Here is an 18,035-nt window from a genome sequence, read left to right as displayed (position 1 = left end):
CCTTCACCCCCGGTAAGTTGTATCGAGCATGCTACGCAGCTTTTTCGCAAAGCCCTCATCTAACACAGCTACAACGACTCGTTCGTCTCTCCCAATCGCATGCCCTAATTGTTGTCGATTTTCGACTTTTCTCATTGGTATGTTGTAGTACGTGGTTTTATCTGTGATGCGCTTTGTCGTGTTCGCAGACGCATCCTCAGAAAGCAATACAAGCTTCGCCTTGCCACTTCGTACTTCTTTTAAAACAAGTTCTTCACCCGAAATAATTTTTCGGGCACGATTTGCTAGGCCTAAAAACGATTTCCAATCGGACACTTATTTCGACTCCTTCTCAACAAGTTCAAGAAGTTTTTCATAGAGAGAACTGTCGATTTTCGCTTTTAGATGATGTTCCAAAATGTTCTTCTTTTGTGCTTGAAGAATGCATTCTTTGTCCAGTGACAAATATGCGCCGCGTCCTGATTTTTTTCCAGTTAAATCAATAGACACTTCACCTTCTTTGGAACGAACAATGCGAACGAGCTCTCGTTTCGGCTTCATTTCCTGCGTTACAACGCACTTTCGTAACGGAACTTTTCGATTGCTCATACTCATCACCTCTATTCGATTTCGTCTTCAACTGAATCGAATGCGATCATGTTGTCTTCTTCTGTTACAATACCAAGTTGTTTCGCATCAGACTCGCTTTTAATATCAATTTTCCAGCCCGTTAATTTTGCCGCAAGACGCGCGTTTTGTCCACGCTTACCAATTGCTAACGAAAGCTGATGGTCTGGAACGATAACAGTTGTTGCTTTTTCTTCTTCATTCACAAGTACTGATACGACCTGTGATGGACTTAATGCATTGGCAACATATTCTACTGGATCATTTGACCAACGAACAATGTCAATTTTTTCACCTTTTAGTTCATCTACAATGCGTTGTACACGCTGCCCTTTCGGCCCCACGCAAGAACCAACTGGATCAACATCAATATTCTCCGCATATACAGAGATTTTAGAACGATCGCCTGCTTCACGTGCAACAGAACGAATCTCTACTGTTCCATCATAAATCTCTGGAACTTCCATTTCAAATAAACGCTTTAGAAGACCAGGGTGTGTACGTGATACGTAAATCTGTGGTCCTTTTGTCGTTTTTTCGACTTTTGTAATGAATACACGGATGCGATCATGTGGTTTATATTGTTCATTTGGCATTTGCTCACTTACTGGTAAAAGTGCTTCCACTTTTCCTAAGCTTACATAAATAAAGCGAGCATCTTGTCTTTGAACAATACCGACCATAATGTCTTCTTCACGATCGCTAAATTCTGAATAAATAACGCCGCGCTCTGCTTCGCGTACACGTTGTGTGACAACTTGCTTTGCAGTTTGCGCCGCAATGCGTCCAAAATCTTTTGGCGTTACTTCAATTTCTAGTACATCACCATTTTGATAGTTTGGATTAATTTGTCTTGCTTCTTCCACAGAAATTTCAAGACGTGGGTCAAATACGTTATCAACAACATCTTTACGTGCTAAAACTTGAATTGTCCCTACTTCCGGATTAAAGCTAACTCGAACATTTTGTGCTTGGTTAAAATTGCGCTTATAAGCAGAGATTAAAGCTGCTTCAATCGCATCAATAATAATATCTTTGCTAATACCTTTTTCTGATTCTAATACGAGCAAAGCATCTAACAACTCAGTGCTCATGAGGATCCCCCTTCTAACTAAAACGTAACTGCAAGTCGCGCATTGGCAACTTTATCCATTGGAATTTGGATTTCTTTTTTACGTGTTTTAATCGTTAATAATAATGTAATTGTTGTACCATCATAAGAAAGCAATTTTCCTTCAAACATCTTTTCACCATCAATCGGCTCGTATGTTTTAATGGCTACTTGACTTCCTACAGCTTGTTCGAAGTCTTTTTCTTTCTTTAATGGGCGTTCCGCTCCTGGAGATGATACATCCAAAAAGTACAGATGAGGAATTGGATCCTCTTTATCTAAAGCTTCACTTAAACGTTCACTTACCGCACCGCATTCTTCAATGTCGACTCCGGTTTCAGAATCGATGAATACGCGTAGGAACCAGTCTTTTCCTTCTTTCACATATTCTACATCTACAAGTTCAAGATTTAACTCTTCAACAATCGGCTGCGCAAGTGCTTCAACAACTTCTGTGACTTTCTTATCCATAAACAGCCTCCTTCCTGCCGCCATGTACCATTTGAAAGAAAAGCCCTGCTTTATCATAAAGCAGCCTGTCTTATTCTTTCTTGTTAGCTAACAAAAGCCCCTGCCGCTTAGCAGGGAATATCTGTCTTAGTATTACCAAATTTAAGAAGTAAAACTTGTAACAAAATATGTATATACGACAGAAATGTCCCACCTACAATTGTAGGTAAAACATAGATAGTAACACGAAAGAGTGGGTTTCCCCACTCTTCTTTTCGAAAAATATACATGACATGGTTATCTCGGTTAATAGTGTACCATAGAAAATGTTGATTTGTAAAGACTTTTCCTACCCATTAGAACAGTGATAATTGGTTTTGATCTGGTAAATCCCCTAAACAACCTTGACTATCTAAATACTCAATAATTGTTTTAGAAAGCTTACTTCTTTGTTGCAGATCTTCTTTTGATAAAAAGTCGCCATTTTTACGCGCTTCTACAATACTAATTGCTGCATTTGTCCCAAGACCAGACACTGCGTTAAATGGAGGAATTAATGTATCTCCATCGATAATAAAATCTGTTGCATGCGAACGGTATAAGTCAACCTTTTGGAAAGAATAACCACGTTCACACATTTCTAATGTCATTTCTAATATAGTTAACAAACTCTTCTCTTTTGGCGAAGCATCCAATCCTTTTTGTGCAATTTCCTCAATTTTTGCACGAATTGACGCTGATCCTTTTGCCATTACATCTACATCAAAATCATCAGCTCGTACTGTAAAGTATGCTGCATAGAATAAGAGCGGGAAATGCACTTTGAAATAGGCAATGCGCACAGCCATTAATACGTAAGCTGCCGCGTGCGCCTTAGGGAACATATACTTAATCTTCTTACATGAATCAATATACCACCCAGGTACATTGTTATTACGCATTTCCTCTTCCCATTCTTCCGGCACACCTTTACCTTTACGCACTGACTCCATGATTTTAAAGGCCAATGACGGATCTAGCCCTTGATAAATTAAATACACCATGATGTCATCACGACAACCGATAACTTCACTTAATGTACATGTACCGTTATAAATTAACTCGTTGGCATTTCCAAGCCATACGTCTGTACCGTGCGATAGTCCAGAAATTTGGACAAGCTCGGAAAATGTTGTTGGTTTTGTTTCCTCTAACATCTGTCTTACAAATTTTGTTCCAAACTCCGGTATACCAAGTGTACCTGTCTTACAATTAATTTGTTCCTCTGTTACCCCTAAAGATTCTGGACTAGAAAAAATCTTCATTACTTCGGGGTCATCTGTTGGTATCGTCTTTGGATCAATTCCACTTAAATCTTGTAACATACGAATAACAGTTGGATCATCGTGTCCAAGTATGTCAAGTTTCAATAAATTATCATGGATGGAATGGAAGTCAAAGTGTGTCGTTCTCCATTCTGCTCCAACAGAGTCAGCAGGATACTGAATTGGTGAGAAATCGAAGATATCCATGTAATCTGGTACAACGATAATACCACCTGGATGCTGTCCAGTTGTACGTTTTACACCTGTACATCCTGCAACAAGGCGATCCACTTCAGCATTTCGGATTGTTAAATTATGATCCGACGCATACCCTTTTACATAACCGTAAGCCGTTTTCTCTGCAACTGTACCAATTGTTCCAGCACGATACACATAATCTTCACCAAATAGCACCTTTGTGTAGTTATGTGCACGCGGTTGATATTCTCCGGAAAAATATAGTGATAGGTAAGCATTTGATATTATCTCCAGCTTTTCCCCCACTCCACACCGTGCATGAGGCTTTCACACTCACACGGCGTTCCATCGTTAACTTTGTCGAAGTTTATAAACTAAGTTTTGGATTCCCTACTTCCGTTCTCAGCTTAATCAAGTCAGCCAACTAATCACTTCCTTATGAAGTTTTCGTTTCTCTTTTGTCATACACGAATCTGACTTTTGTAGGTTTTGTTTTCAACGTTAACGACTTGTGCCCTTCCCTCTGAAATGTTTTTATCCTCCGACTTATTGGTTATTCAGTCATCTTCGGCATTTCATTAAGCGGTACTACGGCACTACTGCCACTTTCGTAAAATGTGTTATAGCATCTGCCTTTCCACATACCATCGTCATCGAAGTGCAATCTTCTCTTATGTCGAAAGCTTCACACGTTCCACTATTCTTATCTGTACATAATCCCCTTAGGTTCCCCCTAAATTCCGCCAAGCTTGACTGTGCCTGTAACACAGTATGGATTTTCATAACCAAACGCTTACTCATCCACACTTGGAAGTCCTCTTTGGACCCCGTTATATTTCTATAACGTGACATTCACGAAAAGTCAGTCGAGGGTTCGTCCCAGTCATTCTACTGATTCTAACCATAGGGATTTTATAGACACCAGACCTATCATTCACAGAAGATTTATATCTCCCTTTCCTCGTCTTTTACGTTAGGGTGAACTTCAGCCTACTTTAACGGGCTTCAAACGATGTTGATGTTTGCAATATCGCTATCGCTTGCCGTAGCTTCAGTGAGGATGTTTCAGGACGTTACTCCATCATTCCATACTTCAGAATAGCAGTTCTACTAGCAGATGCTAGTGCTTAACCTTTTCAGTTAAGAACGTGTCACACTCAAATCAATATCCGGCACCTTATCTCCTTTAAAACCAAGGAACGTTTCGAACGGAATATCATGTCCATCTTTTTTATATGGAACATTACAGTTTGGACAATTTTTGTCCGGTAAGTCAAAACCAGATCCGACAGAACCGTCATTAAAGAATTCTGATTGCTTACACTTTGGACATACATAATGCGGGGGCAATGGATTTACTTCTGTAATTTCCATCATTGTCGCCACAAATGATGATCCAACCGATCCACGTGAACCTACAAGGTAACCATCTATAAGTGACTTTTTCACCAATTTGTGTGAGATTAAATAAATAACAGCAAAGCCATGCCCAATAATACTTTTTAATTCTTTTTCCAAACGAGCTTCTACAATTTCTGGAAGTTCTTCTCCATAAATACTGCGCGCCATTTTGTAACTCATATCGCGCGTCTCATCGTCTGCACCTTCAATTTTCGGTGTATACAAATCGTCTTTTACCGGATGAACCTCACCGATTAACGATGCAATTTTTTGTGTATTTGTGACAACAATTTCTTTTGCTTTTTCTTCCCCTAAGAAAGAGAAACAATCTAACATTTCATCTGTTGTACGGAAATATACCGGTGGTAAAGAATGACGATTTAACGGATTTGCACCGCCTTGCGAACTTACTAAAATTTTACGATAAATAGCATCTTCTGGATTCAAATAATGGACATTACCAGTCGCAACAACTGGTTTATCTAACGTTTCACCTAATTTTACTAAATTAGAAATGATCGTTTTCAATTGTCCTTCATCTCGAACTAATTCTAGCTCTACTAAATGTCGTAACACTTCTGGAGGCATTACTTCAATATAATCATAAAACTGCGCAATTTCTTCTACTTCTTCCGGTGCTTTTTGCATCATCGCTTCAAATACTTCACCTTTATCACAAGCTGTCCCTACTAATATACCTTCTCGATGCTTTTTCAATAACGATCTCGGTATTCGTGGTACACGATAAAAATAATTCACATGCGAATAGGAAATAAGTTTATATAAGTTTTTTAGCCCTTCATCAGACGTAGCAAGCAACGTAGCGTGACTTGGTCTTCCTCGTTTATACGAATCACCTTGTCCCATGCTGTCATTTAATTGGTCATGATATTCAAATCCTTTTTCAATAACCTCTTTCAGCATTTTCGCAAGTAAATATCCTGTTGCTTCCGTGTCATAAATCGCACGGTGATGCTGCGTTAATTCAATATCAAGCTTTTTACAAAGTGTATTTAAACGATGATTCTTCATGTCTGGGAATAGGAATCTAGCTAACTCCAATGTATCAATAACTGGATTCTTTGGTTTATCTAAACCACATTTTTTAAATCCTACATTTAAGAATCCCATATCGAAACTTGCATTATGGGCAACAAGTGTATGATCGCCCATCCACGCTTGAAACTTTTTAAATACTTCTCCTACTTCTGGTGCGTCTGTCAACATATCATCTGTAATGCCTGTTAACTCGATAATTGTCGCTGATAGCGGTTGATGCGGATTTGCAAAAGATTCAAACCGATCGATAATTTCTCCGCCTTTTATCTTTACTGCCGCTAATTCAATCACCGTATCATATACCGCGGATAATCCTGTTGTTTCAACGTCAAAAACAACGTATGTTTCATCCTCAAGCAATCTGTGCTCTTCATTATAAGCAATTGGAACTCCATCATTTACTAAGTTAGCTTCTACACCATAAATGACCTTTATCCCTGCTTTTTTCCCTGCTGAATATGCTTCTGGGAAAGATTGTGCCACAGCATGATCGGTAATCGCAATCGCTTCATGCCCCCACTTTCCAGCTTGTGCAACAAGCTTAGATACTGATGTCACGGCATCCATTTGGCTCATCGGTGTATGCAAATGCAGCTCTACTCGCTTTTCACCTTCTGGCGCTTTATCTTTACGAGAAGGTCCTGTTATTTCGTTAATATCATTCGCAATCATCACTAAATCGCGAACAAACGTATCATTTTGAACCGATCCTCGTGCTTTAATCCACATTCCTTTTTTCAGCGATTGTAACACCGGAATATCTTCCTTATCACGCGAGAACATTTTTATCATAATGGAGTCTGTGTAATCCGTTATTTTTAACGTTAATAATGTACGTCCGCTACGAAGTTCTTTCGTTTCCACATGGAAAACATATCCTTGAACGGTTTTTCTTCTTTCCTCGTCTTGAATTTCACGCAGCGGTGTAATTTCTTCATCAGGTTTAATAAGATAACCAAGTACAACAGGACCTTCATGTACAACTTCGCTTTCTTCAGCTTGTTTCTTCGCCATTTCTTCCATAGCCTGTATGACGCGCTGTCGATCTTCTTGCTCAGTTTGTTCTCTAAACTTTTGAACTTCTTCATCATTTTTCTTTACATTGGTATCCACTTGAAATCGCGGGAATCCAAACACTTCATATTGATCACCAACAGACTTAGCTATATTTTTCTTTAATGCTGTTGCTTCTAATTCATTCTTTACATCTAGTAACAACTTCACACCATTTACATGGGGAAGTTGCTTCTTTAAATATGCAAACATAGGAGAAATTGTAATTCTCTCTGTACATAGCGACCAGTACGCTTTCACTTCTTCTTCCGTAAACTGTTTGCTCTCGGCTTCTAATGCAAATGATGTTTTTGCAATATGAGAAAATGACTGCTTAAGCTGTCTTTCAAGCAATTCATACAGTTCTGTTGGCAAAATGCGCGGCACTTGTAAAGCAAAATGCCAGCTTTTGTTCGCCTTATCAACAACTAACTTTTGAATACCGCCGCCTTGTAAATATCGATTCACGAGATCTTCTGGTATTTGCAATTGCTGAAGCAAAATATGAAAACGCTCTTGCTGTTCATTTGTTAATGACATAAGCAACCTCCTTCCATCTGCTATTATAAATTGAAATGCCCTTCAAAGAAAGAGAAGGTACCTCATAGCGAGGTACCTCTTTTTATTTTAAAATATCAGCAATATACGTGTGAAGTTCCTCCACTTTTACTTCTGCGGATTCATTTGTCGCACGTACTTTTACTTCTACAATTCCTTCGTCTGCTTTCTTACCAACCGTTACACGAACTGGTAGGCCAAATAAATCAGCGTCAGCAAATTTAACACCTGCACGTTCTGTACGATTATCTAATAACACTTCATATCCTTGCTCTTGTAAGGAAGTGTAAATATTTTCAGCAACTTCACGTTGCACATCAGACTTCATATTAACTGGAATAACATGTACATGGAACGGTGCAACCGCTTTTGGCCATACTAATCCATTCTCATCATTAAATTGTTCAGCAATCGCTGCTACTGTACGAGAAACACCGATACCATAACAACCCATAATAAGTGGTTTTGTTTTTCCGTTTTCGTCTAAGAATGTTGCATTCATTGCTTCACTATAGCGCGTTCCTAACTTAAAGACATGACCAACTTCAATTCCGCGAGCAAAACGAATTGTACCTTTTCCATCTGGAGACTGGTCGCCTTCTTGAATAAATCGTAAATCTGCGTATTGGTTTACTTTAAAGTCACGCTCTGCATTTACGTTTACATAATGGAACCCTTCTTCATTTGCACCGCAACAACCATTTACAATTGCCGCTACAGCATGGTCAGCAATCACTTCTACATCCTCTGCCATCCCAATTGGCCCTAAAGATCCTACTTCGCAATTCAATAAACTTCTTACCTCTTCGTGCGAAGCAAGTTCGACAACTGAAGCGCCATATACATTTTTCACTTTTATATCATTTACTTCATGATCTCCGCGAACAAGTACAACAACAAATTTTTCATCTACTTTAAATACCATTGTTTTTATACACTGAGATGGTTCAATGTTTAAGAAAGCAGATACTTCTTCAATTGCTTTTTGATCTGGCGTCGCTACCTTTTCAAGCGCTTTTTCCGCTTCATCGCTCTTTGTATAAGTAGCAACAACAGGAGCCATTTCAATATTGGCTGCATAATCAGATGTATCAGAATACGCGATTGTGTCCTCTCCTACATCGGATAATACCATAAATTCATGAGTATCTTTACCACCCATAGCACCAGAATCCGCAATAACAGCACGGAAGTTCAGACCACAGCGAGCAAAAATATTAGAATACGCTTGGAATAAACGATCATACACTTCATCTAAACTTTCTTGTGTTGCATGGAAAGAATACGCATCTTTCATTAAAAATTCTCTTCCGCGTAATAATCCAAAACGTGGGCGTTGTTCATCACGGAATTTCGTTTGAATTTGATATAACGTTAAAGGTAATTTTTTATACGATTTAATCTCATCACGGACAAGATCTGTAATCACTTCTTCATGCGTTGCTCCTAATGCAAATTCACGATCATTACGATCTTTCATACGCATCAGCTCAGAACCGTAAGAGTACCAACGACCTGATTCTTGCCATAATTCTGCTGCTTGCAATGCAGGCATTAATAATTCTACTGCTCCCGCACGTTCCATCTCTTCACGAATAATGTGTTCTACTTTATGCAATACTTTTAATCCTAATGGTAGAAAACTATAAATCCCAGAAGCGTTTTGACGCATAAAACCTGCACGAAGCAGTAACTGATGACTTTTAATTTCAGCATCTGCTGGCACTTCTCGTAATGTAGGACTAAACACCATACTTTGTTTCATCTATTCGCACCTCTTTATTTTACTCAAATACATAACAAACCCTCACCTCAAATTCGGCGAGGGATTACAACTCAGTGTTCGATTCATTTCATTCAAAATCCATAGCGGACATGATGAAATTCACATTCACTATTCGTTTGATTCTATTTTACAAGAAAAACTTTCGAATGTCATTCCATGTTACAACTAACATAAGTAACATTAATAAAGCAAATCCTATAAAGTGAACCATTCCTTCTTTTTGACGGTCGATTGGCTTACCTCGCAACGCTTCGATTAAGAAGAAGAATAAGCGTCCTCCATCAAGAGCTGGAACTGGTAATAAGTTAAATAAACCAAGATTTATACTTAAAACTGCTGCCAAGCTTAGAACACGTATAACACCATAATTCACCACTTGATCTGTTAAATTATAAATCCCAACCGGACCCGATAAATCATTAATAGAAAATTGACCAGTAACTAATTTTACAAGAGAATCAAAGATAAGCTTTGTCCATGTATAAGTCTGTTCAAACCCTGATTTAATAGAACCGATAATAGACTTTTCTACTGAAGAATATACACCAATTCTACCAACCTTTTCTTTCCCTTCTTGATCAGCTGTTGGCGTAACCTTTACATGAAATTGGTCACGATCACGTTTTACATGAAGCGTAATTTCCTTATCGGGACTTTCACGGACAATGGTTACAACATCTTTCCAAGTCGGTGTATTTTTCCCATCAATCGCTTGAATCCTATCATTTGGTTTCAAGCCCACTTGTTCAGCTATACTACCCTTCATTACCTGTCCAATCATCGGCTTATCGGCAGGAACACCTTGTACTAATCCAATGATGACAAAAACAACAAATGCAAGAATGAAGTTCATAGCTGGCCCTGCAAAGATTGTTAACGCTCGCTGTCCTAATGTTTTAGAACCAAATTGTCTATGAAATGGCGCAATTTGGATTTCCTCTCCAGTTGAAATAATGCGAGCTTTTTCATGCACATGGAATGTTTGAATCTCTTCCTCGTATTCTTCGTAACCAGAGATTGTAAGGTTATGTTCTAAGTCCACTTGTTCTACTTCTATGACGCGGACATTCGGATATTTTTCTCGATTATCTAAAACCAACTTTACAACTTCTTCGTTTTCATTTAATACGAGTCCAACCTTTGTACCTGGTTTTAATTCAACTGTTTCTGCATCTTCACCAGCCATTCTAACATAGCCGCCAAGAGGCAGTAATCGAACTGTATAAACCGTTTCATTCTTTTCAAACGAAAAAATTTTTGGTCCAAAACCAATCGCAAACTCACGACATAAAATCCCTGCTCTTTTTGCAAAATAGAGATGCCCTAGCTCATGGAAAAATACGAGTGCACCAAAAATTAATATAAAGGCAATCGCTGTATTCAATTCCATAACCACCTTTGCTAAATTTGTTCCATCACAAACCGTCTTGTGGCCGCATCAATTTCTTGAATTTCCTCTAAGCTCGGACGTGCAATGACATTGTGATGGTGCATTGCTTTTTCAATGAGGTCTTCTACTGTTAAGAAACCGATTTTCTTTTGTAAAAAGGCTGCTACAGCCACTTCATTTGCTGCATTCATTACAGCTGGCATGCTTCCACCCATCTTTCCAGCTTCATATGCAAATCGTAAGCAACGAAAACGATTTTGATCCATCTTTTCAAAATGCAATGTTCCCATTTCCCATAGATTTAGTTGTTTCGTATCTGCAAGCGGCAATCTATCAGGATATGTAAGTGCATATTGAATTGGTACACGCATATCTGGTGAGCCAAGCTGAGCCATTACACTACGGTCTTCAAATTCAACCATAGAATGTATAATACTTTCTTTATGTAGAACAACATCAATTTGCTCATAAGGGATACCGAAAAGCCAATGTGCTTCAATTACTTCCAGCCCCTTATTCATCATTGTAGCAGAATCAATTGTAACTTTCGAACCCATTGACCAGTTCGGATGACGAAGTGCATCCTCTACAGTCACATGATGTAACTCATCTCTCGTTTTATCACGAAAACTTCCGCCTGAAGCAGTTATAATTAATCGAGAGATTCGCTTTTCATTTTCCCCATTCAAACATTGAAAAATAGCTGAATGTTCACTATCAACTGGTAATAGCGATACGTTATGCTTACGCGCGGCTTCCATGACAATGTGTCCCGCAGTTACTAATGTTTCTTTGTTTGCAATTCCGATTGTTTTTTTCGCCTCAATTGCACGAAGTGTTGGTAATAACCCAACACTACCTACAACAGCATTTATCACAACTTCTGCACGCGGATGAAGCGCTACCTCTAACAAACCTTCATTACCATGTACAACCTTTGTATTTCCTGCAATAGCTTGTAACTTGATAACATCTTCTTCTCTTTGTACAGAAACAAGCTCTGGAGAAAATTCTTGAACCACTTTTACTGCGTAGTCAATATTTTTCCCTACAGAAAATGCAACGAGACGGAATTGATCTGGGTGCGAACGCAGCACATCCAATGTTTGTGTTCCGATTGAGCCACTTGCACCTAATAAACTAATGTTTTTCATAATTCCAACCCCTCGTTCATTTATGAAATGAAATGTAAAAAGTGTAAAATTGGCAATACAAATAGCCAACTATCTGTTCGATCTAAAATGCCACCATGGCCCGGCAAAATTGTACCGGAATCTTTCACACCGTAATGACGTTTAAATGCTGATTGTACTAGATCACCAATTTGTCCAAATATTGAAATGGCAATTGTGACAATAATTAACATTCCAACGTTCTCTTGCACTTGAAAGAATAGATTGTACACAAATGCAACAACAATTCCACAAACAATTCCGCCTAGTGAGCCTTCTATTGTTTTATTTGGACTAATTTCTGGCCATAACTTTCTCTTTCCAATCGCTTTCCCTATGAAATATGCTCCTGAATCCGTTGCCCAAATAACAAATAATGCATAAAATACGTAATGGATCCCTGCTATTCTTGTTTCATTTAAATATAAGAATCCCATTGCAACGTACGTTGTTGCCATTAATAAAAATGCAGCATGATCAAAAGTAAATGTATTCTTTGAAAGGACTGTATATGATAAAAGTAGTAAAACAATCAAAAATGTGATTTCTAATTTATCCAACCCAATCCAATCAAACGCTCCTATCGTATTACTTGGAACTAAAATAATCCATAACAATACCGCAGCTAAAACTGTTGGCACTGAAATAAGTGAAAGCTTATTCATGCGAATTAATTCATATAATCCAATTGAAGCTAGTGCATACACTAAAACTGTAAAAGGCAACCCTCCGTAAAATACGATGGGAATGAATAGCGCGGCAGCAATCACTCCAGTAATAATTCTCTGTTTCACTACCAAACCCTCTCTTTCTAAACGCCTCCGAATCTGCGCCCTCTCTGTTGAAAGTCAGTAATCGCATGTAGCAAATGTTCCTCGGTAAAATCCGGCCAGTACACATTTGTAAACCAAAGCTCTGTATACGCAATTTGCCATAACATGAAATTACTAATACGCACTTCCCCACTTGTACGAATAAGCAAGTCTGGGTCAGGTAAAGTACTTGTCATTAAATAGGAAGAAATCATTTCTTCATTGATATCTTCTGAACGTACTTTTCCTTCTTCGCTATCTTTCACCATATGTTGCACAGCCGAAACGATTTCATCGCGACTTCCATAGTTTAACGCAAAATTAAGAATTAATCCCGTATTCTCTTTTGTATCTTCCATAGCTTTTTCCATCGCTCTACGCGTATGCGTAGGAAGGCGATCTTTTTGTCCAATTACTCGAACTTGTACATTTTCTTCAATTAGTTCTGGCAAAAATGTACCTAGAAATTCTTCCGGAAGTTTCATTAAATACTCAACTTCCTTTTTTGGTCTTTTCCAATTCTCGGTAGAAAAAGCATAAAGAGTCAACACTTTTACATCAAGTTTACTAGCAAATTTCGTAATCTTCTTTACGACTTGCATCCCTTCATGATGTCCAGCAATACGAGGCATCGCTCTTTTTTTTGCCCACCTTCCATTACCATCCATAATGATTGCAATATGCTCTGGGATATGTCCCTTTTTTGCTTCTTCTATGAGATGGTCAAACGATGTGACTTTTTTACCTTTAAAAAAAGGAAACTTTTTTAACATCATTCATACCCTCCAACAAGCAGACGTATGCCAAAAAGTGTAAAAAGACCCCCTTAAGAAGAGGGTCATATTTGCGAAGGTATCGCTATTACACTTCCATGATTTCTTGTTCTTTGTTTTTTGCGATTTCGTCAACTTTTGCAATATATTTATCTGTTTCTTTTTGGATATCTTCTGTATATCCTCTTAAATCATCTTCTGTGATTTCACCAGCTTTTTCAAGCTTTTTAAGTTCATCGTTACCGTCACGACGAACGTTACGAACAGCAACTTTTGCATCTTCAGCATATTTCTTTACAACTTTCACAAGTTCACGACGGCGCTCTTCTGTTAATGCAGGAAATGCAATACGAATTACTGATCCATCGTTAGAAGGATTTAAGCCTAAATCTGCTTTTAAGATTGCTTTTTCAATATCACCAATAGAAGTTTTGTCATAAGGTTGAATAACAAGTAGACGCGCTTCCGGAACAGTGATGTTCGCTAATTGCACAACTGGTGTTGGTGCACCGTAGTAATCTACTTGTACTTTGTCTAATACAGATGCGCTAGCACGACCAGCACGAACTGTTGCTAATTCACGAGAATAAGCAGCAACTGCTTTTTCCATTTTTTCAGTTGACGATTTAATTACTTGTTGTCCCATGGTTATTTCCCCCTTACAATTGTTCCGATATTTTCGCCTAAAACAGCGCGTTTAATATTTCCTTTTTCCATAATTGAGAATACAATTAATGGAATGTCGTTATCCATACATAATGAAGAAGCTGTAGAATCCATTACACCTAAACCTTCTTTTAATACGTCTAAGTATGTAAGTGATTCATATTTTGTAGCTGTTGGATCAACAGATGGATCTGCGTTATATACGCCATCCACATTATTTTTTGCCATTAAAATAACATCCGCTTCAATTTCTGCTGCGCGCAATGCTGCAGTCGTATCTGTAGAGAAGTATGGGTTACCTGTACCTGCTGCAAAAATAACAACGCGTTTTTTCTCTAGATGACGAACTGCTTTACGACGAATGTAAGGCTCTGCTACTTGACGCATTTCAATTGACGTTTGAACACGCGTTTGAATGCCCATGTTCTCTAAACTATCTTGAAGAGCTAATGAATTCATTACTGTCGCTAACATGCCCATATAATCTGCGCCTGCGCGGTCCATGCCCATTTCACTTCCGATTTTCCCACGCCAAATGTTACCGCCACCAACAACAACAGCAACTTCAACATCAAGTTCTGCAATTTCTTTTACTTGCTCCGCAACTGACTTAATCACAGCTGGGTTAATTCCAAATCCTTTTTCACCAGCTAAAGCTTCACCGCTTAACTTTAATACTACACGATTATATTTCGGTTTCGTCATAATGAACCTCCAATTACTTACATCTTTATTTTAAAAAAGGGAACACAATGTGTTCCCTAATCTGTATTAGTTGTTACCTTTTACTTGGTTCATTACTTCTTCGGCAAAGTTGTCTTCACGCTTCTCAATACCTTCACCAACAGCGTAGCGAACAAATCCTTTTACTGTTCCGCCTTTAGATTCAACGAACTGACGAACTTTCATATCAGGGTTTTTAACGAATGCTTGGTCAAGTAAGCAAATCTCTTCGAAGAATTTACCTAGGCGACCTTCAACCATCTTAGCAACGATTTTTTCTGGTTTGCCTTCATTAAGAGCTTGTTGCGTTAATACTTGACGCTCATGTTCAACTTCTTCAGCTGTTACAGCATCGCGGTCGATATATTTAGGGTTAACTGCTGCAACGTGCATTGCTACATCTTTAGCAGTTTCTTCATCAGTAGTACCTTCAAGAACTGTTACTACACCGATGCGTCCGCCCATGTGTAGGTAAGCACCGAATGCATCCGCATCAGTTTTTGATACAATTTCAAAGCGACGAAGAGTAAGTTTTTCACCAATTTTTGCGATTGCTTCGTTGATGTGCTCTTCTACTGTTTTACCGTTCTCATATGATTGAGCTAATGCTTCTTCAACAGTTGCAGGCTTGTTAGCTAATAAGTGAGCTGCTAATTCTTTTGTTAAAGTTTGGAAACCTTCGTTTTTCGCAACAAAGTCAGTTTCAGAGTTTAATTCTAAGATTAAAGCTTCGTTACCTTTTGTTTCGATATAAGTTAAACCTTCAGCAGCGATGCGGTCTGCTTTTTTAGCAGCTTTAGCAATTCCTTTTTCACGTAAGAAATCAATTGCTTTCTCCATATCGCCATTCATTTCTGTTAAAGCTTTTTTGCAGTCCATCATACCTGCGCCAGTTTTTTCGCGAAGTTCTTTTACCATTTGTGCAGTAATTGCCATACTTTTCATCCTCCTAAAATATGTATTTATACCTTAAAAAAGGTGATAAAAGGCCGAACCCCTTATCACCTTTCCAAATTTGTTACGCAGTAACAGTTTCTTCACCTTGTTTTGCTTCAAGGATCGCGTCTGCCATTTTAGATGTAAGAAGTTTTACAGCACGAATTGCATCATCGTTTGCTGGGATTACGTGATCGATTTCGTCTGGATCACAGTTTGTATCAACGATACCGATGATTGGAATGTTTAATTTGCGTGCTTCAGCAACGGCGATACGCTCTTTACGAGGGTCTACTACGAATAATGCACTTGGAAGACCTTTCATATCTTTAATACCGCCTAAGAATTTTTCAAGACGCTCTAACTCTTTTTTAAGTTGAACTACTTCTTTCTTAGGAAGTACATCGAATGTACCATCTTCTTGCATTCTTTCGATGTCTTTAAGACGTTTAATACGTTTTTGGATTGTTTGGAAGTTTGTTAACGTTCCACCTAACCAACGTTGGTTTACGAAGTACATACCAGCACGAGTTGCTTCTTCTTTAATAGCTTCTTGTGCTTGTTTTTTTGTACCTACGAATAAAATGTCGCCACCTTCAGCAGCGATGTTACGCATTACGTTGAAAGCTTCTTCAACTTTTTTCACAGTTTTTTGTAAGTCGATGATGTAAATACCGTTACGCTCTGTGAAAATGTAACGTTTCATTTTTGGGTTCCAACGACGTGTTTGATGTCCGAAATGAACACCAGCTTCAAGCAATTGCTTCATAGAAATTACTGACATAATTTAGTTCCTCCTAAATGGTTTTTGATATCCTCCGTTCGCTTCATCTTTAAGTGAAACTACAAGAGTAGCACCAACACTTAAATCAGCAAACGTGTGTACTTTGTACTGACACCACTGATTACTATATCATAATGAAATATCACAATCAAGCCGAAAATACAATCAATGTAAAACTTTCTTTTTACTTCCGATTTCATTCACCATTTTCCCCAATGTAATTACAGTACAGCCACCCTTTTTCTTTTCCAAACTTTATATGAAGTAGAGTGGAAAACTGAAACAGAGTAGTTGCCTTGTCACAGGGCTTCCACCTTAGGATTTCTCCACCAGTTGCCTGTCAGCTACTAGACGACTTGGCTCTCTTTCACCAGCAAGCAGCGCCCAGCTTAGCTAGGCACGCAAAACAAAAAAAGCTCTCCTCATTTGAGGAAAGCTTTTTACTTACATTAGTTTGTTTTTAATTTTGCAAGTTCGTGTAAGAATTTATCATTTAATACTTTAATGTATGTTCCTTTCATACCTAAAGAACGTGATTCAATAACTCCCGCACTTTCTAATTTACGAAGTGCATTTACAATTACAGAACGAGTGATTCCTACGCGATCAGCAATTTTACTTGCAACAAGTAAACCTTCTGTTCCGTTTAACTCTTCAAAAATATGTTCAATCGCTTCTAACTCACTATAAGATAGAGAGCTAATCGCCATTTGAACAACAGCTTTACTACGAGCTTCTTCTTCAATCTCTTCTGCTTTTTCACGTAAAATTTCCATACCTACTACAGTTGCACTGTACTCAGCAAGAATTAAATCATCATCTAAGAATTCATTACCTAGACGAGCTAATACTAATGTACCTAGACGCTCACCGCCGCCCACGATTGGCACGATTGTCGTTAAACCTTGCCCGAATAATTCTTTGTTTTCTACAGGGAAAGCTGTATATTCACTATTTACATCTAAGTTTGAAGATGTTTCAGTAATGTTGAATAAGTTTTGTGTATATTCCTCTGGGAATTGACGCTCTGCAAGCATTTGCTTCATACGCTCATTCTCGATTTGTTGATGGATTGCATATCCTAGTAATTTACCGCGACGGCTCACAACGAATACGTTCGCTTCAATTACTTCACACATTGTGTCAGACATTTCTCTAAAGTTTACAGGTTTTCCTGCTGCGCTTTGTAATAAAGCATTTAATTTTCTTGTTTTTGCTAATAATTCCATTTCAAAAGTTCCTCCTACATGTTA

14 protein-coding genes and 2 pseudogenes are annotated in these 18,035 nt (G+C 38.3%); all 16 read right to left on the bottom strand.

The window, feature by feature from the left end; genetic code table 11:
* Positions 1–3: 3 nt before the first annotated feature.
* Entirely contained in the window at positions 4–315 is a 312-nt protein-coding gene (locus tag MR058_RS13900; RefSeq protein WP_017151266.1) for a YlxQ family RNA-binding protein, read from the bottom strand.
* Positions 316–588, bottom strand: a complete 273-nt coding sequence (gene rnpM / locus MR058_RS13895) for an RNase P modulator RnpM (protein ID WP_242144551.1) — start codon at positions 586–588, stop codon at positions 316–318. It lies immediately after the preceding gene.
* An 11-nt stretch (positions 589–599) separates the two neighbouring features.
* Complete coding sequence (nusA, locus tag MR058_RS13890) at positions 600–1,700, bottom strand: transcription termination factor NusA (RefSeq protein ID WP_012094908.1); 1,101 nt, start codon at positions 1,698–1,700, stop codon at positions 600–602.
* 17 nt (positions 1,701–1,717) lie between these two features.
* Positions 1,718–2,188 carry a ribosome maturation factor RimP gene (rimP, locus tag MR058_RS13885; protein ID WP_012094909.1) on the bottom strand — a complete coding sequence of 157 codons (471 nt, stop codon included), beginning with the start codon at positions 2,186–2,188 and terminating at the stop codon, positions 1,718–1,720.
* Positions 2,189–2,523: 335 nt separating this feature from the next.
* Positions 2,524–3,939: pseudogene (locus tag MR058_RS13880) on the bottom strand (PolC-type DNA polymerase III); the annotation flags it as partial.
* An 885-nt stretch (positions 3,940–4,824) separates the two neighbouring features.
* Positions 4,825–7,722 (bottom strand): annotated as a pseudogene (locus tag MR058_RS13875) (PolC-type DNA polymerase III); the annotation flags it as partial.
* Between the two features lie 82 nt (positions 7,723–7,804).
* Positions 7,805–9,505, bottom strand: coding sequence for a proline--tRNA ligase (locus tag MR058_RS13870; protein WP_242144550.1), 1,701 nt, complete (start codon positions 9,503–9,505; stop codon positions 7,805–7,807).
* A 148-nt stretch (positions 9,506–9,653) separates the two neighbouring features.
* Entirely contained in the window at positions 9,654–10,910 is a 1,257-nt protein-coding gene (gene rseP, locus MR058_RS13865) for an RIP metalloprotease RseP (protein ID WP_242144549.1), read from the bottom strand.
* 17 nt (positions 10,911–10,927) lie between these two features.
* Entirely contained in the window at positions 10,928–12,070 is a 1,143-nt protein-coding gene (gene dxr / locus MR058_RS13860) for a 1-deoxy-D-xylulose-5-phosphate reductoisomerase (protein WP_242144548.1), read from the bottom strand.
* A gap of 20 nt (positions 12,071–12,090) precedes the next feature.
* Positions 12,091–12,882, bottom strand: coding sequence for a phosphatidate cytidylyltransferase (locus MR058_RS13855; protein WP_242144547.1), 792 nt, complete (start codon positions 12,880–12,882; stop codon positions 12,091–12,093).
* Positions 12,883–12,899: 17 nt separating this feature from the next.
* Positions 12,900–13,676, bottom strand: coding sequence for an isoprenyl transferase (locus tag MR058_RS13850; RefSeq protein ID WP_242144546.1), 777 nt, complete (start codon positions 13,674–13,676; stop codon positions 12,900–12,902).
* A gap of 85 nt (positions 13,677–13,761) precedes the next feature.
* Positions 13,762–14,319, bottom strand: a complete 558-nt coding sequence (gene frr, locus MR058_RS13845) for a ribosome recycling factor (protein ID WP_242144545.1) — start codon at positions 14,317–14,319, stop codon at positions 13,762–13,764.
* Between the two features lie 2 nt (positions 14,320–14,321).
* Positions 14,322–15,044 carry a UMP kinase gene (gene pyrH / locus MR058_RS13840; RefSeq protein ID WP_012094917.1) on the bottom strand — a complete coding sequence of 241 codons (723 nt, stop codon included), beginning with the start codon at positions 15,042–15,044 and terminating at the stop codon, positions 14,322–14,324.
* A 66-nt stretch (positions 15,045–15,110) separates the two neighbouring features.
* The gene (gene tsf / locus MR058_RS13835) at positions 15,111–15,998 is read right to left on the bottom strand and encodes a translation elongation factor Ts (protein ID WP_242144544.1); all 888 of its coding nucleotides are present in this window, start codon (positions 15,996–15,998) and stop codon (positions 15,111–15,113) included.
* 82 nt (positions 15,999–16,080) lie between these two features.
* The gene (gene rpsB / locus MR058_RS13830) at positions 16,081–16,782 is read right to left on the bottom strand and encodes a 30S ribosomal protein S2 (RefSeq protein WP_012094919.1); all 702 of its coding nucleotides are present in this window, start codon (positions 16,780–16,782) and stop codon (positions 16,081–16,083) included.
* 449 nt (positions 16,783–17,231) lie between these two features.
* Positions 17,232–18,011: a GTP-sensing pleiotropic transcriptional regulator CodY gene (gene codY / locus MR058_RS13825; protein WP_242144543.1), complete on the bottom strand. Its 780-nt coding sequence runs from the start codon at positions 18,009–18,011 to the stop codon at positions 17,232–17,234.
* Positions 18,012–18,035 lie beyond the last annotated feature (24 nt).

The organism is Bacillus cereus group sp. BfR-BA-01430 (assembly GCF_022663115.1).
In the GTDB taxonomy this organism is placed as follows: Bacteria; Bacillota; Bacilli; order Bacillales; family Bacillaceae_G; genus Bacillus_A; species Bacillus_A cereus_BD.
Note: the sequence above shows the minus strand (reverse complement) of the source record. Positions and strands in the feature narration are given on the sequence as shown.